This is a genomic window from Paraburkholderia sp. CNPSo 3272, from assembly GCF_024206495.1.
Lineage (GTDB): Bacteria > Pseudomonadota > Gammaproteobacteria > Burkholderiales > Burkholderiaceae > Paraburkholderia.
On record NZ_JAMBPQ010000054.1, the window covers coordinates 1 to 24372 of the forward strand.

Consider the following 24372-nt stretch of genomic DNA (forward strand, 5'->3'; position numbering starts at 1 on the left):
GACGAGCGCGCACGACCCGATCAACGGTTACCTGCCGCAGGGCTGGACCGTGGAGCAGTGGCGCGAGGCGCAGAAGGTCGCGCCGGAAAGCATCGTGAAGGTGGCGAAGGAATCGATGGCCCACCAGGTGCGCGCGATGCTCACGCTGCAGGAGCGCGGCGCGGCCACGCTCGACTACGGCAACAACATCCGCCAGATGGCGCTCGAAATGGGCGTGGAAAACGCCTTCGATTTTCCGGGCTTCGTGCCGGCGTATATCCGTCCGCTGTTCTGCGAGGGCAAGGGCCCGTTCCGCTGGGTGGCGCTCTCGGGCGACCCCGAGGACATCTACAAGACCGATGCCAAGGTCAAGGAACTGATCCCCGACGATCCGCACCTGCACAACTGGCTCGACATGGCGCGTGAGCGCATCGCGTTCCAGGGGTTGCCGGCGCGTATCTGCTGGGTGGGCGTGAAGGATCGCTATCGTCTCGGCCAGGCGTTCAACGAGATGGTCAAGAACGGCGAGCTGAAGGCGCCGGTCGTGATCGGCCGCGACCACCTCGACACCGGCTCTGTGGCGAGCCCGAACCGCGAAACGGAATCGATGAAGGACGGCTCGGACGCGGTAAGCGACTGGCCGCTGCTCAATGCGCTGCTGAACACGGCGGGCGGCGCGTCGTGGGTCTCGCTGCATCACGGCGGCGGCGTGGGCATGGGCTTCTCGCAGCACTCGGGCGTGGTGATCGTCGCGGACGGCACGCAGGCGGCGCATGAGCGTCTGGGCCGCGTGCTGCACAACGATCCGGCCACGGGCGTGATGCGTCACGCGGATGCCGGCTACGAACTCGCACAGCAAACCGCGCGCGAGGCGGGTCTCAAGCTGCCGATGCTCGGCCGATGAGCGATGTGACGCAGCCGTTCAAACGCGGCGGCGTCACGCTTGCGAGCGCTCGCTCAGTTCCGGCTCACCGCGCAGCAGGAACAGAAACTCCTCGCCGCTGTGGCGGATGTAATCGGGAAACGCGTCCATCGTGCGGGCATGGATGCGTCCGCGCATCGGCGCAAGCCGGTCAAACGCCGCATCTACCAGCGTTTTCAGAGCGCGTTCGCGCGTTACGACGTGATCGATCGTGAACCCGTTCCGCGGCGACATGAAGAGGCTCGCCGTCTCACAGGCGCTGGAAACGGCGTTTTTGGCGTATCCTCATAGGCGTCGCCCGCGACCCGATCTCGTGCCTTGCTGATGCGTCCGGGCCTCGACGTCGAAGTGGCCGTCACCGCGCTCGCCTGAGCGCCTTAGAGCCAGGAACATTGTGTGATGAAATTCGATTCGGTCGTGCTTGGCGGCGGTATCGTCGGCGTGTCGGTGGCCTTGCAGCTGCAGCGTCGCGGCCTCTCGGTCGCGCTGGTGGACCGCAGGGCGCCGGGCAATGAAACATCGCACGGCAACGGGGGATTGATCCAGCGCGAGGGCGTCTATCCGTATGCTTTTCCGCGCGAGCTTTCCACGCTGCTGCGCTACGCGCCCAACCGCTCGACGGACGTGCGCTATCACCCGGGGGCGATGCCCAAACTGCTGCCGTTTCTCTATCGTTACTGGCACCATTCGCGCGCTGACCGGCACGCCGAAATCGCGCGCGCGTATTCCACGCTCATCGAGCATTGCGTGAGCGAGCATCGCGCGCTGATCGAGGCGGCGGGCGCACAGGCGCTGTTACGCACCAACGGCTGGATGAAGGTGTTTCGCAGCGCCGCCGCCATGGACGCCACGCTGGCCGAGGCGCAACGCTGGCAGCGCGAGTACGGCGTGGGCCACGAGGCGCTCGATGCCGCGGCGCTGCGCGCCACCGAGCCTGCGCTCAGTTCCACGCTGGTGGGCGGCGTGCGCTACACCGATTCCGATTCGGTTAGCGATCCGAATGGATTGGTAACGGCCTACGCGAAGCTCTTCGAGCAGCTCGGCGGCCGCGTGCTGATTGGCGACGCCGCTACGCTCGAACCGTCGTGGCGCGTCATGACACAGGATGGTCCGGTGCTGGCGAAGTCGGCGGTCATCGCCATGGGGCCGTGGTCGGGCGACCTCACGGCGCGGCTGGGTTACGAATTGCCGCTCGCCGTGAAACGCGGCTATCACATGCATTACGCGCTTACGAATGGCGCGAAGCTGAACCAGCCGGTGCTCGACGCCGAAGCGGGCTTCCTGATTACGCCCATGGTGCGCGGCACGCGCCTCACGACCGGCGTCGAACTCGGCTTTCGTGATTCGCCCAAAACGCCCGTCCAGCTCGAAGCGGCGGAGCCACTTGCGCGCGATATCTTCCCGCTCGGCGCACGGCTCGATGCCGAGCCCTGGCTGGGCCGCCGGCCCTGCACGCCCGACATGATGCCGATCATCGGGCCCGCGCCGAAGCACGACGACCTCTGGTTCGCTTTCGGCCACGCGCACCACGGCCTCACGCTCGGCCCGGTCACGGGCCGCCTGATCGCGGAACTGATGACGGGCGCGCCTACCGTGGTGGACCCCAGGCCATTCCGCGCCGAGCGGTTCTGACGCGGCGCGCACCGGCGCGCATGTTTAGAACCGGTAGTTGAGCCCCGCGAAAGCCGTGATTTCGCGGCGGCTCTCGGTGATCGGGCTGTCGGCGGCGTAATGCTGAAGGCGTCCGAACGTCGCGTTCACCGAACCGACCCAGTGCTTCGAAAAGTCATGCGTCATGTAGAACGTCATGTGCAGATCGCGAATGCCCGCGCCCGGTGAATACGCCGGCAAACCGGATGCCGCACTCTCATCCGGCGTCACACCGAACAGCGTGCGCGTGTAGACGCCGTTGGCCCACGTGAGGCCCGGTCCGACCGAAAACAGCCAGCCCGTCAGCGGCAGCGACACATAGAGGTCCGCCGTTGCCGTCGTACCTTGCCCGTGGCCGCTGATGTCCTGATACATGGCAACGGCGCCGGTGAACGCCCACAGCGTGTAATCGGCGAAGAGGCGCAGCTTCGGACCGTCGTCGACATTGCTCAGGCCGTGCAGATGCGGGTCGTCCGACACGGTGCGCGACTGGAAGTCGAAGCTCAGCGAAGCGCCTACATGGTAGTTCTCCGCTGAAATCACGTTCACGCCCAGCACATCCGGGCCTTGCGAGAAGAAACGGTCGCGGTACGAGATATCGAGCGACGGGAACGGGTAGAACTTCATGTGGCGCGCGCCCGGATACTCGGGCGCGAAATAGGCGCCCGGTCCGATCGAGACCTTCCACGGCGAGTCGGTTGTTGCGGTACTGGACGTATCGGTATCGGCCCACGCGTGCGAGGCCAGGGTCAGCACGGCGACGCACGCCAGCCCTTTCATTGCTACGGATCGCTTCACGTATTTTTCCTTCCCACTGCCGCCAGTTGGCGCAGACGCCGGGCGAGCGCCTTGGAGACCACCGGCGCGTCTTTCGCGCCGCGCGCGACTTCGCTCTCGCGCAGGAACAGGGCCGTTTCGCGCGCAACGATCTCGCGTTCGTTGTCCGATGTGATCATGTGATACGAATCGTCGAGCCACAGCGTGCGCAGGAAGTTCGAGCCGATGCGGTCGATCACGTGGCGCGGATTGCGCGGGCTCGATGTTTCGTCGTCGATCGCGTGGATCACGAGCGTGTCGTTCTCGATCGCGGCGACGTCCTTACGGGCTGCGCGCGCGAGGCGCGCCGCCTGATGCAGCGCGGGCAGTGCAATCGTCGAAGGGCCGACCTCGCTGAAGTCGCTGCGCTGCATGGCGCGCGCGATCTTCTTGCGCAGCGCTTCGTTACGCACGCCGAACGGTTCGGCCTCGCGGTAGCGGTAGCGGTGGCGCAGCGGCGTGAAGTACGCCCAATCGAGCAGAAAGCGATACCACGGGATCGCCCAGCCGTCGTAGGCGAGCGTGAGCGAGAGCAGTACCAGCGACTGCGCGGCGGGGCGCTCGCGAACCAGGCGCAGCGCAAGCGCGCCGCCGATCGACAGCCCGCAGATCGAGACGCGCTCGTAGCGTGCCGCCAGGGCGTCGAACTCGCGCGCGGCGCTTTCGATCCATTGTTCCATCGGCAGCTGGCCCGTGCCGGCGCTATAACCGTCGATGACGGGCGCGCATACCGTGAACCCTTCGCCCTGCAGATAGCGCGCAAGATAGCGCAGCTCCATCGGCGAGCTGGAGAGTCCGTGAAGCATGAGCACGGCGTGGCCGTCGCCTTCGCAGAAAAAACGCGTGGATTGCACGGCTGGCGCTTCGGCAGCGGCCAGTTCCATCTCGAGCGTCGCCATGTCAGCTCTCCGTGCGCAGCACGAGAAAATCTCCCGCGTGAGTGGTAAAGCGTTCGCAGTTGCAATTGACGTGCCGGTACTCGCGCCTGGGCTGCTCGCTGCGCAGACGCACGCGATGATGGCCCGGCGACAGTGCGTGCGTGAGGCGCTGCACGTCGTCGGGATGCAGCGCGTCGAAGAGCGGGCCGGGCGCGACTTCGGCGGCAGCCGGCAGCGCCTGCGACATGCTCTGTCCCACGCTTGCGCGCTGGGCGGCATTGCGCTCGAGCCCCTTGATGAGGATAAAGCCTTCGTGATGCTGCGCGAGATGGCGCAGCAGGCGATGCGTTTCGTCGACGGCGCGGCGCGCCAGCGCGCGCTCGTTGTCGTGACGAAGCAGCATTTCGTAGCGGGACTGCGCGACCGAGGTGATCAACTGCGCGCGAAACTGCTCGCGCCGCAGACGCTCGATCAGCGTGATCACGATCACCGTGACGAGCGGATACGACACCATCAGGATCACATCGTGGGTGTCGAGGAACGTAATGTAATTGTAGGGAGGCACGAACATATAGTCCGCAATGCCGAGACCTAGCGCCATCACGGTCAGCGCAGGCGCGAGGCCGAGGAAGTATTCGACCAGCGAAGCGGCAATACAGAACGTCGTGCCCGGCATCATCGGGCCGAGCAGGGGATGCAGTGCGAGGCGGATGGCGCTCGCGAGCACGAGCGCTCCAGCGGCAATGCACCACCGGCGCGGGCCTCTTGGCGCCCAGAGGCGGGCGTTACGGACTTTCATGGTTTCCCGGGTCGCCCGCCGCGTGACGGGCCGTCGCGCGCGTATTGCGCATGGGCAATCGCTGACGCTTTAGTTGTAAGCAGTGCAAGGAATTCGACAGGAACGGCAAAACTGAGCAGCGGTGACCAGCCGGTCACCGTCAGCCCTGACGATTTTTGCGTGTCCCGAATATTACCACCGTTTACAAACGTCGGATTGGCGATACCAGGCCCCCAGGAGACCTTAGCGGGATTCAGCCGTCAGGATTCGACATCGGCCAGGCTGAAGATTCCGGTCTTGTCGTTATACGAAAAGATCTCGGCGTAGCGGCCCCAGGCAATCACGGTGTCGAGCGTTTCCTCTGCGGCGTCGTCGGCAAGCAGGTCCTCCAGTTCCTGCTCGAAGCGCACCCGCGGGGCGCGATGTCCGGGGCGCTCGTTGAGCACCGTTTTGATCCGCGCGGCCAGCGGCACGTTGCGCAGCAAATGTTCGGCGAACATCAGCTTGCGCTCCTGCGTACTGAATTCGTTGAAGGTCTTGCCCGCGTGCGTGAGAACCACGTCGCCTTCGCTGACCTCCGCAAAGCCGAGATACTGCAGCATTTCCGCGACCGGGAAGAGCTCGTCGACCTCCAGTTGGAGCGCTCGCGCGATTTCCGGCATGTCGGCGCGGCCGTTGTAGGGCGCGGCGGCCAGCGTTTCGATCAGGCCCGCCATCAGGTTGACGGACATGCCCGGCAGCCAACTGCCCGGTTCGAGTTCGGGTTTCGCCGGGCCGCCCGGCTGCCGCGCGGTCATCTTCGCGTAGATGTCGTCTACGAGCGTGCGGAACGCCGGGTCGAGACGATTGCGCGGGTGCTTGAACGGCACCGGAATCTCGGCCACCACGCGGCCCGGGTTCGACGACAACACGAGAATGCGGTCGCACATGAATACCGCTTCCTCGATGTTGTGCGTGACGATCAGCACCGATTTGATCGGCAGGCGGCCTTGTGTCCACAGATCGAGCAGGTCGGTACGCAGCGTTTCGGCCGTGAGCACGTCGAGCGCGGAGAAGGGCTCGTCCATCAGCATCAGCGTGGGATCGACCACGAGCGCGCGCGCAAAGCCCACACGCTGGCGCATGCCGCCCGAAAGCTCGCGCGGATAGGCGTTTTCGAAGCCGTCCAGACCGATCAGGTCGATGGCGGCGAGCGCGCGCTTGCGCCGCTCGTGCGGGCCAACGCCGATCGCCTCCAGGCCGGCCTCGACGTTTTCCAGCACCGTGAGCCACGGGAACAGCGCGAAGGTCTGGAACACCATCGCGACGCCTTCGGCCGGACCGCGCAGCGGCTTGCCGAGGTAGTTCACGTCGCCGCTGGTGGGGGGAATCAGGCCGGCGATGATGCGCAGCAGAGTGGACTTGCCGGAGCCCGAGCGGCCCAGCAAGCCGACGATCTCGCCTTCGCGCAGCGTGACGTCCACGTCATCGAGCACCAGTTGCTCGCTCGGGTTCTTGCCGAAGCCGCGGCAGACGTGCTGGACGCACATCACTTCCTGGCCGGTGCGGGACCGCGTCTGTGCCATTTCGGGAGTGATCGTTTTGAGGTTTTGCATGGGATCGATACTCAATCAAGGCGAAGACGGGACTCGGCATACGCGTACAACAGCCGATTCATGGGGAAACGAAAAGGGCGTGAAAGGAAATGTTCAACTCACGGCCACGATCAGGGAGCGCCTCGTTTGTTCAACGATGGCGAATCTTCGTGACCGGAGTTTGGCAGAACTTAGGAAACCCGGGACTTGATGCGGCGCCACAGGTCTTTCCATGGGTGGCGGCGAACCGGTTCGAGCGACAGCAGCGCTTCGTAGTGCGAGCGCCCCTCGTTGACATGAGGCAGATGCGACAAAAGCAGACCGAAAATCATGATGTTTCTCCGGACGTCTGGCGTGATGGACGAGTGCAAAGCCCGCAGACGTTCGGTCGCCGCGCAGTCGGCGCGGTCCGCAGGGGTCTACGTGCTTTTCTCGGACGAGTTCGAAGGCAAGCGGTACGGGCAACTGTCACTGTCAGGCATTTCGGCTCCTGTTCATGCGGGGCGCAGGCAAACGGCGGGCGCGGGCGCAAGCGCTCGCGAGGTCGCGCCAATGCGTATGCGAGCGAAGCCCGCGCCGGCATGGCGCTATGGTTTGGGGTGCACGAGGGAAGACTGCTACGGCGCGCACCGTCTGCCTACTGGCAGGACGGCGGCTCGGGAAGGGCAGCGGATGTCCTGCCGGTCAGGCAGCGAAACTATTGGAAGATCGACTACTGCTACTGTCCAAGGCATCGGCCCCATTGAGAAGACGGGCGAATTCTAGTCTCGGTAAAAACACCAAGTCAACCAAAATTGCTAAGCAGAGCAGATATTCAATTCTGAAGGTTTGAAGCAACGCGATTGAAAGAAACGGGGGTCTGCGGGGATGTTGCTGGCTGACCTCGCATTTATGCTTTTTTTACTTGCCTTTTTGTCTGCGTGCCCAATACAATCCGCCCCGTCATAGCAAAGGAGTCCTCCGTGGACGCATGTTCTAGTAGTGGAAGTCCGATGCCGGCCAGCGCCGGCAGCACCACCGCGAGATAGCCGCCGCAGGTCCATTCCTTCGCCGCTAACTCGCTTACGCCGGGTTAGCGCGCTTCGTGACTGACTGGTCTCAGTCGCCTTTGCGACCAGTCTCCCAACAGCACGCTCCCTCTTGTCGATCGCCATTTGCAAGCTTGCTTGCCGAGATGGCTACGCATTCGCATTTGGTCCGCTTCTGAAGCGGACAACGCGGAGGGATGATGTTCGTCTTTCTCTTTCCTGTCTTTCTGCCGCGCGTGTTGCGGGCTGTCTGCCGTCGCGCCCGGATGCGCGTGGCCGCAGCGGTGCTCGCCTGCCTGCACGGCTTCGCTTTCGCAGCAGCGGTTCGCGCCACGCCCGCCGGCGTGCGGCGCCGTTCACTGCACCTCGCACGCCGCGCCGCGCACATGGCGGCGCGCGGCGCGCTGCGCACCGTCCACGCGGGACATCCGCTCACGCCCACGGGTTACGTGCTGCTCGGCGCGACCTTGGCGGCGGCAACTCTGGTTTCGCTGCTGTGCGCGTGCGCCTGCGCCTGCGAGCCGGAGCGTCCTTTATGGCCGCGTTCGCGCTTCGCGTAGAAAACCTGCGCTCCGGACACAGTTTCATCAAGCTTCGCAGGCACGCTCTGCGTTGAATAGCGGCCTCGTCCGCACCTTACCAAAGCCCCACAAATACTATGAAAAACATCCTCAAGAGCAGGCTGCTCGGTTCTGGCGCACCTATTACCCTCAGCGCGGTCCTCTCGCTGGGCGTCGTGCCCGCCGCCTTCGCGCAGAGCAGCGGCGATAGTGCGCCCGCTCAACCGGCTTCGCCTGCTGCTCCTGCTTCGCCATCCGGCGCGGCGGATCAGCAGCAGGCGCCCGCTGCCGATCAGAACGCTGCCGCGCCCACGGGCCTTTGGGAACGCTCGAACCTCTTCGGCGATATGGGCGGCTTGCGGCCCTGGCTCGCCCAGTACGGCTTGTCGTTCGGCCTGCAGGAGACCAGCGAGTACATGGGCAACGTGAGCGGCGGAACGAGTCGCGGCGGCGCCTATCAAGGTGTGACCGAGTTCAGCCTCGGCATGGACACGCAAAAAGCGTTCGGCTTGCCTGGCGGCATCTTCAATGTGTCCGGCTTCCAGATTCACGGCACTAGCTTGACTGCGCGCAACCTGCAAACGCTGCAGAACGCGAGCGGCATCGAGGCCGATGCCTCGACCCGCCTGTGGGAGTTGTGGTACCAGCAGACACTCCCCGGCGGCAAGGTCGACGTGAAGCTCGGTCAGCAAAGCCTCGACCAGGAGTTCATGGTCAGTCAGTATGCGAATACGTTCATGAACGCGACGTTCGGCTGGTCGGTGCTGCCGTCCGTCGATCTGCCTGCGGGCGGCCCTGCGTATCCGCTTTCGTCGCTCGGCGTGCGCGTGCGCGCCACGCCTACGGACGCGATCACCGTGCTCGGCGGCATATTCGACGGCAACCCGGCGCCGGGCGATGGCGACCCGCAAAAGCTCAACGCGAGCGGCACGAATTTCAATCTGGGCAATGGCGCGCTGGTAATCGGCGAAATTCAATACGCAATCAATCAGCCGCCGGCTAATGGTTCGGATGCCAAACCAAGTGGCATGCCCGGCACCTACAAGCTTGGCTTCTGGTACAACAGCAACCGTTTCACCGATCCGGCGACGGGCGCGACGGGCGTGGGCGGTCCGGTTAGCCATCGGGGCAATTACAGCATCTATGCCGTGGCGGACCAGATGGTCTGGCGTCCGAGCGCCGACAGTCCGCAGTCGGTGGGCGTGTTCGCGCGCGTAATGGGCGCGCCCGGCGACCGCAACCTGGTCGACCTCGGAGTCAATGCGGGCGTGACGCTCAAGGCGCCGTTCAAGGGGCGCGACAACGACGTGGCCGGCCTGGCCGTCGGCTACGCACACATCGGCTCGCATGCGCAGGACTACGCGAGCGCGCAGGCGGTCTCAACGCCCGGCTACCCGTCGCGCAGCGCTGAGACGGTTCTGGAAGCGACGTACCAGTATCAGATCGCGCCATGGTGGCAATTGCAGGCGGACTTTCAGTACTTCTTCCGGCCGGCCGGCGGCATTCCGGACCCGCAGAACGCGTCGCGGCGTATTGGCGACGAGGCGGTGTTCGGCGTGCGCACGACGGTCGCATTCTGACTGGAGAATGCCGCTTCCGCCGCCGGATTGGCGGCGGCAGGAGCGTGCAGGATGACGAAGCGTTGCGTGGTCTGCGTGAAGATGCGAGCGAAATACGAGGGAAGACCCCGATTGGTCGGACTTCTTATTGATCTAGACTCCAGTGGCAAGTGCTGCGCAGCTATTCGATGCGGCACCAGTTTTCAGACGCAGATTTCGTTCCATGAAGCATCCGACCCAGGGATGGCTTTTGGGTGTCTCTCTGCTGGCGCTTGCCAGCGTCTCGGCGGCCGAACCCGCCAAGGCGACGCACACCCAGAAGCCTGTCCAGAAGCACGTCCAGAAGGACGCGAGGGGCCACGCCCCGAAACACGCCGTTGCGACCGCGCCTGTGCCGCCGGCGCCATCCATCTCTTTGCCCGCAATCGCGAAGCGCTTCGAATACCAGTCGCCGTTTGAACGGCAGTACGACGCGCATCTGGCGAAAACCACCGCCGCGACGCCTGGCATTCCGGACGATAGCGACGCCACGCTCGATCCGGGCACCAACGGGCCGCGCACGCCGGGCGCCCAGGTCGACAGCAATGGGATCCCCAACCAGGCACTCCACCCGCAAACGCCGCCGCTTGTCACGGTCGGCGACTGGGATCTTTCTGCCGATGCGCATCTTCCGCTGTCGCGCTCGCATGACACGGGTGCGGCGATTAGCGCGCGGCATGGGTTCTAACGGGCCAGGCGAAAATCCCCCGCCTTCCACTTCCTTACCGCCGCGAGGTAATTGGTAAGGCATTACCGTTGTGACACGTTGCTCCCGGGAATGCGAATGAGGCGAGTCAGTAAGCTGACAAGCTCAACTACCGCAAAAAATCCTCCCCGGACCCTCGCCCCATGTCACAACGACGCCCAACCTGTTCGCGCATCCTGGGGCAGCTCCTGCTCCCCGTGCTGCTCAGCTCCACGCTGGTGCTGCAGGGCTGCGCGACGACCGCAGAAAATATTGCCTTGGGTTTTGGTATCGGCTCGGTCGGTACGATCTCCGCCTTGGGTTGCCTGCTCACCTGCCAGATGAACGACGCGCGCTGGTAACCGGCGCTCAGTAATACATCCACCGCCCGTATTGCGGCGACCAGTAGACCCAGCGCGCTGGCGGTTGCTGGTACTGCGCGCCCCACGGTGCGGGCGGCGGATAGTAAGCGGGCCGGGGCTGCGCGTACATGGGCTGCTGCTGCGGATATTGCTGCTGGGCGTATTGCTGCGCATACACCGGTTGCTGCTGCGCATTGGCGGGCGGCTGCGCGTAGGCCGGCCGCTGCTGTGCATACGCCGGCTGCTGCGCATAGCCATACGGCTGGGGCGGCGGCGCGTATTGCTGGGCCTGCGGCGGGACCTGTTGCTGGGTCCGTGGCTGCGCCGCTTGGTAGTAGGGCTGGGCGTAACCTTGGCCCTGCGTCGAATAGATCTGCGCGGAGCGCGGCGGCTCCGGTTCATCGACGGCTTCGTCGTTCGCCAGCGACTCCGGCGGCGCGAGGTCGTCCTGCGCGGGCGGCGTTGCCGCAACGGCGCGATGGTTCGCACTCGCCTGCGCGTAGACGTGCGGCTGCGATTGCGGCTGCCGGGCGGCCGCAGCCGGCGCTGCGTTGGCGGCTTTCGCAACGGTGGGGCGTGCGTTCGTCTGCTCGGGAGCCGGCGCTGCCGCTGCGGTGGAATCCTGGACGTCTTGCGCCTCTTGCGTCTCCTGCGCGCCTTGTTCGCTTTGCGCGCCTTGCCCATCCCCGAGCGGCTTGACCACGACCGGCACGGTCATGACCGTCGAGACTTCGCCTGCGTCGCTATACGTGTGCTTGATGTCGAGAATGGGCTTCTGCGCCGCCGCGCCGGCGGCCTTCTTCGCGGGCGTAGCGGCCGGAGCCGCCGCCTGCGCCATCTCCTCCCTGGCTGCCTTGTAACCCCGGTCATAGGCCGCCTGGACTTCGCGGTCCTGCGCCGAGGCGTCTTCCTCCTTGCTGTAGGCGTGTGACGCTGCCGAGATTGCGCAGCCCGTTGCAAGCAATGCGATGGCCGTCGCGTGCCGTGCGGTCGTGTCCATGGAGGGACCTCTAATTCTCTTTTTCGATGACTTCATCGTACTACGCGGCTGATGACATTCAAGCGGTGGGAAACCCCCTGGGTATGCCGCCGAACGCAAGCGCTCACCCCGGCGACGCTTGCGCCATCAACCACTGCCGGAATGCAGCCAGGCGGCTCTGCCTGATGTCGGTCGGTGCAGGCCGACTCGATGACGTCGAACACGCGGCTCAGGCTGTCGAGCGGGCGCAGCGCCTCGGGGGTCAGATCAATGCGGCGATTGCGCCGGATGATTGCGGTGATGGTGCGCGGCGAGTATGTACACGCCACCGACCTCGCATTTCTCGAAGGCGAGCGCTCGGGCATCGACCCTGTGATCGACTGGCCCGACGAAGACCTGCCTTCCGCGCTTGCGCGCCTGGAGGAAATGCCGGTACGGCGCGCGCTTGCGCACAGCAACGACAACCGGACCGACGCGGCGCGCCGGCTGAACGTGAATCGCCAGTTGCTCTATGCGAAGCTCAAGCGCTATGGCATCGAGGTGGCCGATGAAAAGAACATCGAGGGCGGCGAAGGCGAGTAGGGGATACCAGGCGAAACCGCGCAGACGTGGCGCGGCTCTGCTCTGCTCAGATCATCTGGATTCCGAAGAAATTTCCGATGCCGAATAGCCGAGTTGCGTCGCCGCCTTTTCGGCGAGCGCGAGGAGCGCGTTGTCCGTCGTCGGCGTAGGCGGCACGACATAGAGATCGGCAATGTCGGTCACCGGATCGCTGAACGGCGTTGGCGCGCTGCGCTGGGCGTGCAGAAAATCGCGGATCGGCGAAGGGTCCGCGAGGCCCAGAAAGCGGCTGATGCTTGCGATCGTCGTGTCCGCATCCTCGATGAGATTGCGATAGCCGATCGTCAGCGTCTGCTCCTGGGGGATTTCAGCGAAGAAGTCGATGATCTCGGTCACATACTGGCCCCATACGCGCACGCCGTCGTTGACGGACCCGATCCAGTGCTTGCGCACCAGCGAATTGGCGACCCAGCCAGGATCGCGATGAAGATGGATGAAGCGCGCGTTGGGCAGCAGTTCGTGGATGAGCCTCAGGCACGACCCGGAGCGTGGCAAGCGCTCGATTGCGCCGATACGCCCGGAAAGAATCGTCGGGTCGGCGTAAGGGGGATGCTTGTCGCCCCAGATCCGCGCCGACATGTCGAGGTCTTCGCGATAGAAGCGCTCGACCCAGGCGCCAAGCGTGCGGCGGCTATAAGCGTTGAAGCGATCACGGCAAGCCGCGCCGAGCAAATCGGGGCGCTGGCTGTCCACATCCAGCATTTCCTTGACCAGCGCGAAAATTCGGCATTCATTGGTTAGCTGGATGTGCGGGTGCGCATTGAGAACGGAGCAGAGAAACGTCGTTCCCGAGCGGGGTGCGCCGACAATGAATAGCGGAAAAGAATGCATTCTGCCCTCTCCCCTGTTGCGTCCTGCGCCATTGCTTCGTTTGCACCGATCTTACCTGCCGATGCTGGCGCGAAACTGACGCCGCGATGGCCAGGGCGACAAAGCGGTTGCGGCGGCCGAGCTGCCGGGCAGCGTGAGAGCTAGCGCAGATTCGCCTGGAAGAACGCGAGCACGCTTGCATCGAACTGCTTGTGAAAGACGACCCGGTCGAAACCTTGCTCATCCACGCAAATCTCGGGCACTGTCTCGAAAAGCCAAAGAAACCGACGCGCTGCGGGTCGATTTTCGCGGCGTCGGGCGCGGCGCCCAGCATGTAGTCGATCAGGCGTTTGATATCGGTCGGCCGCTCGACGAACACGGACAGATCGCCCGAGCGGCTCGGATCGGCGAACGAATCGCCGGGATGCACCGCGAGCGACCGCTCGCCGGAGGAGGGTGGGCTTTCGATAGTCCAGCTAACTGGCGTCTCGGACGGGCGCGTGATGGCCGTCCGGCGCCTCGATCGGAACGTCTGCAGCAGGCCCCCAGCCGCCGCTCCCCGTGCTGAAGGGAAAACAGCAGTTTGCGCCTGTCCAGGCACTGTCCGCGCATGCAGTGGTGGCGGACGAATCAACGCGTGAATGTCTACCGGCTTGCCACGGCCTCGGGATCGCCGGGCTGCCAACCACCGCCAAGTGCCCTGAAGGCAGCGACGGCTGCACGCGCCGATTCCGTTTGCGCCTGCACCCGCTCGTCGGATGCGCGCAGCAAATTTTCGTCGGCCTGCAGGACTTCAATCAGGCTGACGACACCTTTTTGATATGCCGAAAACGAAGCGGCTCGAGCCCGACCAAGTGAGTTCACTCCTTGGGTAAGCACCGCGGTCTCTTCTTCCCGCTTGACGAGTGCTGAAAAGGCATTTTCCACATCTTCCGTTGCATGCAGTGCGGCAAGCCTATACGCGGCCAACATTTCGGCGTCCTCCCCCCTGGCCTGCGCGATTTGAGCGTTGATGCGGCCGAAATCGAACAGACGCCAGCGCAGCCCCAGCACCCCGGCCGCCTGACTGGCGCCGCTGGTGAACAGATTGCCCGCGGCCATTGACGTTGCGCTCCCGATCAGTCCACTCAGCGAGAATTTCGGGTAATACTCGGCGATGGCCACGCCGATACGCGCGTTCGACGCAGCCAGGCGACGCTCGGCCACGATCAGATCGGGTCGGCGCCTGAGCAACTCTCCCGGCGTGCCCGCGCCCGCGATCCGCGGGGCGGCCGGGATGTCGCCAGCATCGACCAGCTCGGCCTGATGCGTGCCGGGCTGTGAGCCCAGCATCACATCCAGTGCGTTCATGGCCGCATCCAGTGTCGTCTCCAGGACAGGGACGGATGCCTGCACCTGGGCCAGCGCACCCTCGGCCTGGCGCACCTGAAGATCGGCCGCCAGTCCTTTTCCGTACAGAAGCTTGATGGTCGAGAGCAGGTCCTGTTGCGTTTGCACCTGCCGCCGGGCAACGTTCAGACGAGCCTGCAATCCGCGAATCGTGATGTAAATATCGGCAGTCTGCGCTGCCACAGCCAGGCGCGTGGCCACCGCGCCGGCTTCCGAAGCCTGATACTCGGCAAGTGCCGCTTCCCGCCCGCGACGCAGGCCCCCGAACACATCGAGTTCCCAGCTCGCGCTGAAATTGGCCTCGTAGTCGTTGCCGTAGCGGTCGAATCCGGGCGTCGTATTCAGGACCCGACCCAAGGGCGTTTCGACAGATTGGTAGACTCGCGCCGCCTGGCCGCTGACATTGCCTGAAGGCAGCAGTGCGGCATTCGCTGCCCCGAGTCCTGCGCGCGCTTGCGAGACGCGCGCGGCGGCCTGCGCGAGGTCCAGGTTCTGTTCCAGCGCGAGCGCGACGAATCGTGTGAGTTGCGGATCGCCGAAACCTGTCCACCACGTGACGAGGTCAGAACTGGCCACCGTGTGCCGTTGATCCACTGCGTCCTGGCCCTGGAACAGCCCGGGCATGGCTACATTGGGCCGGACGTAATTAGGGCCCACGGCGCAGGCTGTCGAGAGGCCGGCAACGATGATCGCGGCAAGCATGTGATTGGGTAGCATGAGCGTCTTCGCAGGGTTATTGTGGTGACCATAATACCAAACGGTCACTGGTTGTCTATTGTTGTATGCTTATCCCCATGAAAAACGCCACCACTCCTCCCATCACGACCCGCGGCCCCGCTGACCACGAGGTACGAGATCAGATCGTTGCCGCCGCCACCGAGCACTTCAGCCGGTATGGCTACGAGAAAACGACGGTCTCCGATCTCGCCAGGGCAATCGGGTTTTCCAAGGCGTATATCTACAAGTTCTTCGAGTCCAAGCAGGCCATTGGCGAGATGATTTGCGCGAACTGCCTGCACGAGATCGAAACCGAGGTCAGGGCGGCCGTCGCCCAGACCGATCTGCCGCCGGAGAAGTTGCGGCGAATGTTCAGCGTCTTCACCGAGGCGAGCCTTCGTCTGTTTTTCCAGGACCGCAAGCTCTACGAGATTGCAGCATCAGCGGCCACGGAGAACTGGCAGGCCGTGGTTTCGTATGAGGCGCGCGTCCAGAAGCTGCTTCAGGACATCCTGCAGGAGGGTCGGCAGAGCGGGGACTTCGAGCGCAAAACACCGCTCGATGAGACCGCGATGGCGATCTATCTGGTCATGCGCCCCTACCTGAACCCCATGCTCCTGCAGTACAGCTTCGATTACACGAAGGTCGCGCCTGCGCAACTGTCCAGCCTCGTACTGCGCAGTCTGTCGCCTTGATGGAAATTTCTTGTGTGACCATTGACTAAATTGGTCACAAGAACCACAATGAAAGCCCCGATTCCTCCATCACTGGGACTTTCATGCTCCGGCGTCGCCTCGCTACCTCTGCAGTCGTCTATGCACTGCCACTTGCGCTAGCCGCCTGCGGCGACAAAGCGCCTTCCGATCCGCGCACCGAGTCGCCCCTGGTGCGCACCGCCATCGCCGAGGCCGCGATCCCCGCGTCCCGTTCGTTTACCGGAACCGTCGCCGCACGCGTGCAAAGCGACCTGGGATTTCGCGTCTCCGGCAAGGTGCTGGAGCGGCTGGTGGATGCCGGGCAAACCGTCAAACGCGGCCAGCTGCTGATGCGCGTCGACCCCATCGATCTCAAGCTTGCCGCCCAAGCCCGGCAGGAGGCGGTCACGGCTGCTCGGGCGCGAGCGCAGCAGACCGCGCAGGATGAGGAGCGCTATCGCGACCTGCGGGGTACGGGTGCGATATCGGCTTCGGCCTACGACCAGGCCAAGGCGGCCGCCGATGCGGCCAGAGCGCAGCTCAGCGCGGCCGAGGCAGACGCCGACGTGGCGCGCAACGCGACGGGCTATGCCGAGCTGGTGGCGGACGGGGATGGCGTCGTGATGGAAACGCTGGCCGAGCCGGGCCAGGTCGTCAGCGCCGGACAAGCCGTGGTGCGCCTGGCCCACGCCGGGCGGCGCGAGGCTGTCATCCAGTTACCGGAAACCCTGCGCCCCGCCATCGGTTCGGTTGCCCAGGCCACCCTGTTCGGCAACAGCGGCGTGAGCGTGCCAGCCACGCTGCGCCAGCTCTCGGATACCGCGGATCCACGCACGCGCACCTTCGAAGCCCGTTATGTCCTGCAGGGTGCGCTGGCCGACGCGCCGCTGGGAGCAACCGTCACGATCGAGATACCGGACGCTCGCGTGGCGCTCCAGGGCGGCTTGCAGGTGCCGATCGGCGCGGTGCTCGATGCGGGCAAAGGGCCCGGCGTGTGGGTCGTCAACGGCGAGCCGGCCAGGGTTGCATGGCGGCCGGTCACGGTCCTTCACCTGGACGACGACAGCGCTCGCGTCTCCGGTACGTTGAAACAGGGCGAGCGCGTCGTCGCGCTAGGTGCCCAGTTGCTGCGCGAAGGCGAACCGGTCCGGATGTCCGGCCAGGCCGTCGTAGTGGCGAACGAAGGAGCACGTCCGTGAGCGAAGGCCGATTCAACCTGTCGGCGCTCGCCGTGCGCGAGCGCTCCATCACCCTGTTCCTGATCTGCCTGATTTCGCTGGCCGGACTCCTGTCGTTCTTCAAGCTGGGTCGCGCGGAAGACCCGGCGTTCACCATCAAGGTGATGACCATCATCACCGCGTGGCCTGGCGCCACCGCGCAGGAGATGCACGATCAGGTGGCGGAGAAAATCGAAAAGCGCATGCAGGAGCTGCGCTGGTACGACCGGACCGAGACCTACACGCGGCCCGGCCTCGCCTTCACAACGCTGACATTGCTCGACAGCACTCCACCGTCGGAGGTGCAGGAGGAGTTCTACCAGGCCCGGAAAAAAATCGGCGACGAAGCCGCCAACCTCCCGGCTGGCGTGATCGGGCCGATGGTCAACGACGAATACGCGGACGTCACCTTCGCACTCTTTGCGCTCAAAGCCAGGGGCGAACCGCAACGCCGGCTCGTGCGCGATGCGGAGTCGCTGCGCCAGCGGTTGCTGCACGTGCCGGGCGTGAAGAAGGTCGACATCATCGGCGAGCAGGCCGAGCGCATCTACGTCCAGTTCTCGCATGACCGGCTGGCAACGCTCGGTGTCAGCCCGCAGGACGTGTTCGCCGCGCTCAATGGCCAGAACGCCCTGACGCCAGCCGGCTCCGTGGAGACCAAAGGACCGGAAGTGTTGATCCGCCTGGACGGCGCCTTTGACAAGCTGCAGAAGATCCGCGATACGCCCGTGGTCGTGCAAGGTCGCACGCTGAAGCTGTCGGACATTGCCACTGTCGAGCGCGGTTATGAAGATCCGGCGACATTCATGATCCGCAACAACGGCGAACCGGCCTTGCTGCTCGGCATCGTGATGCGCGACGGCTGGAACGGGCTCGATCTCGGCAAGGCACTGGACAGCGAGGTCGGCGCAATCAACGCCGGGCTGCCGCTGGGAATGAGCCTGACCAAGGTCACCGATCAGGCCGTCAACATTCATTCTGCGGTCGACGAGTTCATGCTCAAGTTTTTTGCCGCGCTGCTGGTGGTCATGCTCGTAAGCTTCGTGAGCATGGGCTGGCGCGCGGGCCTGGTGGTGGCCGCCGCCGTGCCGTTGACGCTGGCCATCGTGTTCGTGGTCATGGCCGCGACTGGCAAGAACTTCGACCGCATCACCCTGGGATCGTTGATCCTGGCGCTGGGCCTGCTCGTCGACGACGCGATCATCGCCATCGAAATGATGGTGGTGAAGATGGAAGAAGGCTACAGCCGCGTGGCCGCCTCCGCCTATGCCTGGAGCCACACCGCCGCGCCGATGCTCTCGGGCACGCTGGTTACGGCGGTCGGCTTTATGCCCAACGGCTTTGCACGGTCCACCGCCGGCGAATACACGAGCAACATGTTCTGGATCGTCGGCATCGCGCTGATCGCATCGTGGGTCGTCGCCGTGGTTTTCACGCCCTACCTGGGCGTGAAGATGCTGCCCGATTTCAAGAAGGTCGAAGGCGGCCACGACGCGATCTACGACACGCCCCGCTACAACCGCTTCCGTCAGCTGCTCACGCGTGTCATCGCGCGCAAATGGCTGGTCGCCGGTTCGGTCGTCGGCCTCTTCGCCTTGGCCATCCTCGGGATGGGCGTGGTCAAGAAGCAGTTCTTCCCGATCTCCGATCGTCCTGAAGTGCTGGTCGAGGTGCAGATGCCCTATGGCACCTCCATTTCCCAAACCAGCGCCGCGACCGAAAAGGTGGAGGCGTGGCTGGCAAAACAGAAGGAAGCCAAAATCGTCACAGCTTACGTCGGGCAAGGTGCGCCGCGCTTTTACCTGGCCATGGGGCCGGAATTGCCCGATCCGTCGTTCGCCAAGATCGTGGTCCGCACGGACAGCCAGGACGAGCGCGACGCGTTGAAGCAGCGACTGCGTCAGGCCATCGCCGACGGTCTCGCCCCGGAAGCGCGCGTGCGGGTCACGCAACTCGTGTTTGGGCCGTATTCGCCGTTCCCCGTCGCCTATCGCGTCACCGGCCCGGACCCGGACAAGCTGCGCGCAATCGCGGCTGAAGTTCAGCAGGTGATGGAGGCGAGTCCGATGATGCGCACGGTCAACCCCGACTGGGGCACGCGCTCGCCCACGCTGCACTTCACGTTGCAGCAGGACCGTCTGCAGGCGGTGGGGCTCACCTCCAGCGCCGTCGCGCAACAACTGCAGTTCCTGCTCACCGGCGTGCCCGTCACCGCCGTGCGTGAGGATATTCGAACCGTGCAGGTCATCGCGCGTTCGGCCGGCGATGTGCGTCTCGACCCGGCCCGGCTCGGCGACTTCACGCTGGCCGGGGCCAACGGGCAGCGCATTCCGCTGTCGCAGGTGGGCAACGTCGACGTGCGCATGGAGGAGCCGGTCATGCGCTGGCGCGACCGCGTGCCGACGATCACGGTACGCGGCGACATTGCCGACAACCTGCAGCCACCGGACGTATCGACGGCCATCACCGGGCAGCTTCAGCCGGTCATCGCTAAGCTGCCCAGCGGCTATCGCATCGAGCAGGCGGGCTCCATCGAGGAATCGGCCAAGGCGACGACCGCCATGTTGCCGCTGTTCCCGATCATGCTGGCGATCACGCTGGTCATCATCATCCTCCAGGTTCGCTCGATTTCCGCGATGGTGATGGTGTTCCTGACGAGTCCGCTCGGCCTGATCGGCGTAGTGCCGACGTTGATCCTGTTCCGGCAGCCGTTCGGCATCAACGCGCTGGTCGGCCTCATCGCGCTGTCGGGCATCCTGATGCGCAACACGCTGATCCTGATCGGGCAGATCCATCAGAACGAACATGCCGGGCTGGATCCGTTCCATGCGGTCGTCGAAGCCACCGTGCAGCGCGCCCGCCCGGTGATCCTGACGGCCATGGCGGCGGTCCTCGCCTTCATCCCGCTGACCCACTCGGTGTTCTGGGGAACGCTCGCCTACACGCTGATCGGCGGTACGTTCGCCGGGACGATTCTCACGCTGGTGTTCCTGCCGGCGATGTATTCCATCTGGTTCAAGATCAGGCCCGGCCACCCCGCGGATTCGCACAGGAGCCGGGATCCCCAGTCATCGCATTCAGAACCGATGACGCAGGACGCGCTCAACGCGCGCACTTAAAACATCATCAATTTCACTTGAAGGGAGCTGTTCATGTCGAAATCCGCCGTTGTCGTTGTGACCGGGGTGTCATCGGGTATCGGACGCGCCACCGCCGAGAAGTTTGCCGGCCGGGGTTGCCGCGTATTGGGTACCGTGCGCAGCATCGCAACAGCGGTGCCTATCTCCGGCGTCGAGCTCGTCGAGATGGACGTTCGCGACGATGCATCGGTCCGGGCCGCAATCCAGTCCGTCATCGAACTCGCCGGGCGAATCGATGTGCTCGTCAATAATGCGGGAATGAGCCTGATCGGTGCCGTGGAGGAAACTTCGGCTGGCGAGGCCGTGTCGCTATTCGATACCAATGTATTCAGCATCCTGCGCACGACGCAGGCGGTACTCCCTCATATGCGGGAACAGCGTGGCGGAAGGATCGTCAATGTCAGTTCGGTGCTTGGCTTCCTTCCCGCCCCCTACATGGGTCTCTATTCGGCGTCCAAGCATGCCGTCGAAGGGCTGACCGAGACCCTGGACCATGAGGTGCGCCAGTTCGGCATACGCGCAACGCTGGTCGAACCGTCCTTTACCAGGACCAACCTGGACACCAACGCCCCTCTGGCAAGCTTGAAAATCGCCGCCTATGATCGCGAGCGTAGCCTTGCATCGAGCGCAGTCGTCAACAGTGTCAAAGGCGCGCCCGCGCCCGACGGCGTAGCGAACACGATTGTCGAAGCGGCGCTTGGGAGCTGGCGCATGCGTCGCACCCCGGCGGGTGAGGCCTCTCTGTTGAGCAAATTGCGGCGCTTCATGCCCTCCGGGCCCGTCGATTCAAGCTTGAGGAAAACATTCGGACTCGCGTGAAATATTCCCGCGCGCCGATCATCGTGACACGATATACATCGGCTGCTTCGCTTAGTTTGCAGTGCAAAGGACCGGGCGCGAGAACATGCGCCCGTGTTCATTGGCAATGGTGCGAGTTCGTTTCAATATCGCGCCGCCCATAACACCGTCCCTCAGCTCGACCGAATCACCCTGTACCCGTGCAGACGCGTGTTCGCCCTGCAGCACGGCGCCAGCGCAATCTCGCGTGGGGAAGGGTTTCTCATGACAGTTGCGCCTCGATCGCGGCCTTGTCGATGACCGACCAGACCTGCGCGATCTTCCCGTCGCGCCAGGCGTAAAAGACATTTTCCGAAAACGCGATGCGCCGGCCGTCGACCGGCAAGCCGAGAAAGACTTGTCGGGGCGTGCAATCAAAACGTAAGCGGCTGGCGATGAGCGGCGGCTCGGCGGCCAGCAGTTCGATTTCGAAGCGCAAGTCGGGAATGTCGTCCACGTCCTGCTCCAGCATGGCGCGATATCCCGCGAGGCCAAGCGGGCGGCCGTTGTGGATCGCGTCCAGAGCGACGAATTCCCCGAGGGAAGCCCAATCGCGCCGGTTCAGGCAGTCGATGTAGCGCCGGTAGAGGGTACGCAGATCCTGTGCGTCCAATACGGTCTCCTGATCGGATGACGAAGCATACGCAATGGTAGAAGAAAGCGGCTTGTGGGGCCTCGAACGCGCCGTATGGGCATGCGAAGTGCGCGGAGGTACTCCCATTCCGCAGGCGAAAGCTTGCGGCGACCCGAAAGACTTCGAGCCGAGGCGCGACATGGACAAATCCCCACGTACCAAGAATCCCCCCAGCAGCGAGAACCAGCAAGGCGGACCCAAGGGGCAAGCATATCCTTATGCCTCGGGCGGCTGGGGATCGCTGAAGGCGGTCACGCGCATTCTCCTTCAGGAAAAGACCGTCGTGCGCGACGCAACGATTCTGCCGCATCAAAACAAGCCCGATGGTTTCATGTGCGTAAGCTGTTCGTGGGCGAAGCCTGCGCATCCGCACCCCTTCGAGTTTTGCGAAAGCGGCGCGAAAGCGACTGCGTGGGACACGACGCCCAAGCGCGCCGATCGCGCGTTTTTCGAGCGGCACACCGTGAGCGAACTGCTCGAATGGCACGATCACGATCTCGAAGACGCGGGCCGCTTGACTGAGCCGATGCGCTACGACGCGCAGAGCGACCGTTACGTGCCCGTTGCCTGGGAGGAGGCGTTCGCGGCAATTGGCGCGCAGCTGCGCGGCTTCGATCCGGCCAGCGTCGTGTTCTACACCTCGGGACGGGCGTCTCTGGAAACGTCCTACATGTTGCAGCTGTTCGCGCGAATGTACGGCACCAACAATATGCCCGATAGCTCGAACATGTGCCACGAGAGCACGAGCGTAGGCTTGAAGCAGGCCATCGGCGTGGGCGTGGGCACGATCGGCCTCGACGACTTCGAACAGGCCGACCTCATGTTCTTCTTCGGCCAGAATGTCGGCACCAACAGTCCGCGCATGCTTCATCAGCTACAGGATGCGCGCAGACGCGGCGTGCCCATCATCACGTTCAATCCGCTGCGCGAACCGGGTCTCGTCTCGTTTGCCAATCCGCAGTCGCCGCGCGACATGCTGTTGCCTGGCGACACGAAGATCAGCACGCAATACCACCAGCTGCGGCCGGGCGGCGACAGCGCCGCGCTCGCAGGCATGTGCAAGACCGTGATCGCGGCGGACGACGAAGCCAGGACGCGCGGCGCGCCGCCGATGCTCGACCTGGATTTCATTCGCGAGCACACGGTGGGATTCGAGGACTTCGCCGCCTATGTGCGATCGGTCCAATGGGAAGAGATCGAGCGAGAGAGCGGCCTGCCGCGCGCAGCGATCGAAGCGGCCGCGCGCGAGTATATGCAGGCCAACGCCGTAATCGCGCACTACGGCATGGGTCTCACGCAACATCGGCTGGGGGTGCAGAACGTCCGCATGATCTGCAACCTGCTGTTTCTGCGCGGCAATGTCGGCAAGCCGGGTGCGGGCCCTTCGCCTATCCGCGGGCATTCGAACGTGCAGGGTCAGCGCACGGTAGGCATTACCGAAAAACCGGAGCTTGCGCCGCTCGATCAACTCGCGCGCCAGTTCGCCTTCGAGCCGCCGCGCGGGAAGGGTTTCAATATCGTCGAAGCGTTCGAGGCGATGCTCGAGGGCAAGGTGAACGCCGTCATCAACCTGGGCGGCAATCTCGTTCGCTCGGTGCCCGACCGCCTGCGCACCGAGCCCGCCTGGCGCGGCCTGCCGCTCACCGTCAACATCGCTACGAAGCTCAACCGCAGCCACCTCGTGCACGGCGCGAACGCCTACGTGTTGCCGTGCCTGAGCCGCATCGAGATCGACCGCACGGGCGGGCGCGAACAGGTCGTCTCGATGGAAGACAGTACGGCGCGCTTTCACGGCTCGCGTGGCGTGGCGGAGCCGGCTTCGCCCGATATCCGCTCGGAGCCTGCGATTATCGCGGGCCTCGCGCACGCCACGCTAGGCGCACGCTCGACCGTGGACTGGCGCGCCTGGAGCGAGGACTATGCGCGCGTGCGGGTGGAAATGGCGAAGACGTGGCCGGAGATGTTCCATGACATCGAAACGCGCATGTGGACGCCCGGGGGCTTCGTGCGGCCGCTGCCCGCGCGTTCGCGCGAATGGAAAACGAAGAGCGGCAAGGCCGAGTTCTACGTGCCCGAGAGTCTGTGCGAAGACGCGGATATGCCCGAGACCGAACCCGACGCGCTGCGCCTCATGACGCTGCGCGCGGATGGCCAGTTCAATACGACGCTCTACAACCACGACGACCGCTTCCGTGGCGTGCGCGGCTCGCGCATGGTGCTGCTGATGAACGGCGACGACATGGCGGCGCGCGGCATCGACGAAGGCGACCGCCTGACCTTGCGCACGGTCGCCAATGACGGCGTGGTGCGCGAAGTGTCCGGCCTCGCCGCGAAGCCCTATGACATGCCGCGCGGCTGCCTCGCGGGCTACTACCCGGAGTGCAATCCGCTGCTGCCGCTCTGGCACTACGCGAAGGAAAGCATGGTGCCGGGGGCAAAATCGATACCGGTTCGCGTGGTGGCTATCGACAAGTCCGCTCGCACGGGCGGGTGAGGGAGCCGG

The 24372-nt window shown here is 64.6% G+C and carries 22 protein-coding genes and 1 pseudogene; 12 read left to right on the forward strand and 11 right to left on the reverse strand.

Translation table 11 applies throughout. From position 1 onward, the window contains the following. Positions 1–883: urocanate hydratase (gene hutU, locus M3I53_RS34515; RefSeq protein ID WP_254320266.1), on the forward strand; the 883-nt coding region annotated here is incomplete at its 5' end. Positions 884–916: 33 nt separating this feature from the next. On the opposite strand, the gene M3I53_RS38745 is transcribed toward hutU, so the two are convergent. Continuing rightward, on the reverse strand, positions 917–1135 hold the full coding sequence (locus M3I53_RS38745) for a hypothetical protein (RefSeq protein WP_375542623.1): 219 nt from the start codon (positions 1133–1135) through the stop codon (positions 917–919). A 165-nt stretch (positions 1136–1300) separates the two neighbouring features. Here M3I53_RS38745 and M3I53_RS34525 point away from each other — a divergent pair, with 165 nt between their 5' ends. Beyond that, a complete protein-coding gene (locus M3I53_RS34525) occupies positions 1301–2533 on the forward strand; it encodes an FAD-binding oxidoreductase (RefSeq protein ID WP_254320267.1) in 1233 nt (410 codons plus the stop codon). Between the two features lie 24 nt (positions 2534–2557). On the opposite strand, the gene M3I53_RS34530 is transcribed toward M3I53_RS34525, so the two are convergent. From M3I53_RS34530 to M3I53_RS34550, 5 genes are all read right to left on the reverse strand, one after another. Next, entirely contained in the window at positions 2558–3331 is a 774-nt protein-coding gene (locus M3I53_RS34530) for a MipA/OmpV family protein (protein WP_254320300.1), read from the reverse strand. Between the two features lie 14 nt (positions 3332–3345). Continuing rightward, positions 3346–4251 carry a carboxylesterase gene (locus M3I53_RS34535; protein ID WP_254320301.1) on the reverse strand — a complete coding sequence of 302 codons (906 nt, stop codon included), beginning with the start codon at positions 4249–4251 and terminating at the stop codon, positions 3346–3348. Between the two features lie 16 nt (positions 4252–4267). Beyond that, entirely contained in the window at positions 4268–5044 is a 777-nt protein-coding gene (locus M3I53_RS34540) for a DUF4118 domain-containing protein (RefSeq protein ID WP_254320268.1), read from the reverse strand. 239 nt (positions 5045–5283) lie between these two features. Continuing rightward, positions 5284–6588 carry an AAA-associated domain-containing protein gene (locus M3I53_RS34545; protein ID WP_375542624.1) on the reverse strand — a complete coding sequence of 435 codons (1305 nt, stop codon included), beginning with the start codon at positions 6586–6588 and terminating at the stop codon, positions 5284–5286. Between the two features lie 200 nt (positions 6589–6788). Continuing rightward, positions 6789–6929 (reverse strand): hypothetical protein, encoded by a 141-nt coding sequence (locus M3I53_RS34550; protein ID WP_254320270.1) that lies wholly within the window; start codon positions 6927–6929, stop codon positions 6789–6791. Positions 6930–7822: 893 nt separating this feature from the next. Here M3I53_RS34550 and M3I53_RS34555 point away from each other — a divergent pair. The 4 genes from M3I53_RS34555 (at position 7823) to M3I53_RS34570 (ending at position 10830) form a co-directional block, all read left to right on the forward strand. Continuing rightward, on the forward strand, positions 7823–8185 hold the full coding sequence (locus M3I53_RS34555) for a hypothetical protein (RefSeq protein WP_254320271.1): 363 nt from the start codon (positions 7823–7825) through the stop codon (positions 8183–8185). A gap of 98 nt (positions 8186–8283) precedes the next feature. Beyond that, entirely contained in the window at positions 8284–9765 is a 1482-nt protein-coding gene (locus M3I53_RS34560; protein WP_254320272.1) for a carbohydrate porin, read from the forward strand. A gap of 202 nt (positions 9766–9967) precedes the next feature. Next, entirely contained in the window at positions 9968–10471 is a 504-nt protein-coding gene (locus M3I53_RS34565; protein WP_254320273.1) for a hypothetical protein, read from the forward strand. A 161-nt stretch (positions 10472–10632) separates the two neighbouring features. After that, entirely contained in the window at positions 10633–10830 is a 198-nt protein-coding gene (locus M3I53_RS34570) for a hypothetical protein (protein WP_254320274.1), read from the forward strand. A gap of 7 nt (positions 10831–10837) precedes the next feature. On the opposite strand, the gene M3I53_RS34575 is transcribed toward M3I53_RS34570, so the two are convergent. After that, entirely contained in the window at positions 10838–11830 is a 993-nt protein-coding gene (locus M3I53_RS34575) for a hypothetical protein (RefSeq protein WP_254320275.1), read from the reverse strand. A 189-nt stretch (positions 11831–12019) separates the two neighbouring features. Between M3I53_RS34575 and M3I53_RS38340 the strand changes: the two genes are divergently transcribed. Continuing rightward, complete coding sequence (locus M3I53_RS38340) at positions 12020–12391, forward strand: helix-turn-helix domain-containing protein (RefSeq protein WP_309249568.1); 372 nt, start codon at positions 12020–12022, stop codon at positions 12389–12391. A 51-nt stretch (positions 12392–12442) separates the two neighbouring features. Here M3I53_RS38340 and M3I53_RS34590 read toward each other — a convergent pair whose 3' ends face one another. From M3I53_RS34590 to M3I53_RS34600, 3 genes and pseudogenes are all read right to left on the reverse strand, one after another. Continuing rightward, positions 12443–13261, reverse strand: a complete 819-nt coding sequence (locus M3I53_RS34590) for a sulfotransferase (RefSeq protein WP_254320276.1) — start codon at positions 13259–13261, stop codon at positions 12443–12445. A 244-nt stretch (positions 13262–13505) separates the two neighbouring features. Then, positions 13506–13667: pseudogene (locus M3I53_RS34595) on the reverse strand (dienelactone hydrolase); the annotation flags it as partial. A gap of 218 nt (positions 13668–13885) precedes the next feature. Further along, on the reverse strand, positions 13886–15346 hold the full coding sequence (locus M3I53_RS34600; RefSeq protein ID WP_254320277.1) for an efflux transporter outer membrane subunit: 1461 nt from the start codon (positions 15344–15346) through the stop codon (positions 13886–13888). A 77-nt stretch (positions 15347–15423) separates the two neighbouring features. Here M3I53_RS34600 and M3I53_RS34605 point away from each other — a divergent pair, with 77 nt between their 5' ends. From M3I53_RS34605 to M3I53_RS34620, 4 genes are all read left to right on the forward strand, one after another. Further along, complete coding sequence (locus tag M3I53_RS34605; protein ID WP_254320278.1) at positions 15424–16041, forward strand: TetR/AcrR family transcriptional regulator; 618 nt, start codon at positions 15424–15426, stop codon at positions 16039–16041. Between the two features lie 83 nt (positions 16042–16124). After that, entirely contained in the window at positions 16125–17240 is a 1116-nt protein-coding gene (locus tag M3I53_RS34610) for an efflux RND transporter periplasmic adaptor subunit (protein WP_254320279.1), read from the forward strand. Further along, entirely contained in the window at positions 17237–20377 is a 3141-nt protein-coding gene (locus tag M3I53_RS34615; RefSeq protein ID WP_254320280.1) for an efflux RND transporter permease subunit, read from the forward strand. The genes M3I53_RS34610 and M3I53_RS34615 overlap by 4 nt, the downstream gene beginning before the upstream one ends. Before the next feature lie 33 nt (positions 20378–20410). Continuing rightward, complete coding sequence (locus M3I53_RS34620; RefSeq protein ID WP_254320281.1) at positions 20411–21217, forward strand: oxidoreductase; 807 nt, start codon at positions 20411–20413, stop codon at positions 21215–21217. Between the two features lie 241 nt (positions 21218–21458). Here the strand turns inward: M3I53_RS34620 and M3I53_RS34625 are convergent, their stop codons facing one another. Then, the gene (locus M3I53_RS34625; protein WP_254320303.1) at positions 21459–21848 is read right to left on the reverse strand and encodes an ester cyclase; all 390 of its coding nucleotides are present in this window, start codon (positions 21846–21848) and stop codon (positions 21459–21461) included. A 160-nt stretch (positions 21849–22008) separates the two neighbouring features. Between M3I53_RS34625 and M3I53_RS34630 the strand changes: the two genes are divergently transcribed. After that, the gene (locus tag M3I53_RS34630) at positions 22009–24363 is read left to right on the forward strand and encodes an FdhF/YdeP family oxidoreductase (protein ID WP_254320282.1); all 2355 of its coding nucleotides are present in this window, start codon (positions 22009–22011) and stop codon (positions 24361–24363) included. The last annotated feature ends 9 nt before the right edge of the window (positions 24364–24372 follow it).

Coding starts and splice junctions, on each gene's coding strand:
- M3I53_RS34620 (WP_254320281.1), top strand. CDS start 20,411: ATGTCGAAATCCGCCGTTGTCGTTGTGACCGGGGTGTCATCGGGTATC.
- M3I53_RS34600 (WP_254320277.1), bottom strand. CDS start 15,346: ATGCTACCCAATCACATGCTTGCCGCGATCATCGTTGCCGGCCTCTCG.
- M3I53_RS34545 (WP_375542624.1), bottom strand. CDS start 6,588: ATGGCACAGACGCGGTCCCGCACCGGCCAGGAAGTGATGTGCGTCCAG.
- M3I53_RS34550 (WP_254320270.1), bottom strand. CDS start 6,929: ATGATTTTCGGTCTGCTTTTGTCGCATCTGCCTCATGTCAACGAGGGG.
- M3I53_RS34630 (WP_254320282.1), top strand. CDS start 22,009: ATGGACAAATCCCCACGTACCAAGAATCCCCCCAGCAGCGAGAACCAG.
- M3I53_RS34605 (WP_254320278.1), top strand. CDS start 15,424: ATGAAAAACGCCACCACTCCTCCCATCACGACCCGCGGCCCCGCTGAC.
- M3I53_RS34560 (WP_254320272.1), top strand. CDS start 8,284: ATGAAAAACATCCTCAAGAGCAGGCTGCTCGGTTCTGGCGCACCTATT.
- M3I53_RS34555 (WP_254320271.1), top strand. CDS start 7,823: ATGATGTTCGTCTTTCTCTTTCCTGTCTTTCTGCCGCGCGTGTTGCGG.
- M3I53_RS34535 (WP_254320301.1), bottom strand. CDS start 4,251: ATGGAACTGGCCGCTGCCGAAGCGCCAGCCGTGCAATCCACGCGTTTT.
- M3I53_RS38340 (WP_309249568.1), top strand. CDS start 12,020: ATGACGTCGAACACGCGGCTCAGGCTGTCGAGCGGGCGCAGCGCCTCG.
- M3I53_RS34530 (WP_254320300.1), bottom strand. CDS start 3,331: ATGAAAGGGCTGGCGTGCGTCGCCGTGCTGACCCTGGCCTCGCACGCG.
- M3I53_RS34575 (WP_254320275.1), bottom strand. CDS start 11,830: ATGGACACGACCGCACGGCACGCGACGGCCATCGCATTGCTTGCAACG.
- M3I53_RS34570 (WP_254320274.1), top strand. CDS start 10,633: ATGTCACAACGACGCCCAACCTGTTCGCGCATCCTGGGGCAGCTCCTG.
- M3I53_RS34540 (WP_254320268.1), bottom strand. CDS start 5,044: ATGAAAGTCCGTAACGCCCGCCTCTGGGCGCCAAGAGGCCCGCGCCGG.
- M3I53_RS34565 (WP_254320273.1), top strand. CDS start 9,968: ATGAAGCATCCGACCCAGGGATGGCTTTTGGGTGTCTCTCTGCTGGCG.
- M3I53_RS38745 (WP_375542623.1), bottom strand. CDS start 1,135: ATGTCGCCGCGGAACGGGTTCACGATCGATCACGTCGTAACGCGCGAA.
- M3I53_RS34525 (WP_254320267.1), top strand. CDS start 1,301: ATGAAATTCGATTCGGTCGTGCTTGGCGGCGGTATCGTCGGCGTGTCG.
- M3I53_RS34590 (WP_254320276.1), bottom strand. CDS start 13,261: ATGCATTCTTTTCCGCTATTCATTGTCGGCGCACCCCGCTCGGGAACG.
- M3I53_RS34610 (WP_254320279.1), top strand. CDS start 16,125: ATGCTCCGGCGTCGCCTCGCTACCTCTGCAGTCGTCTATGCACTGCCA.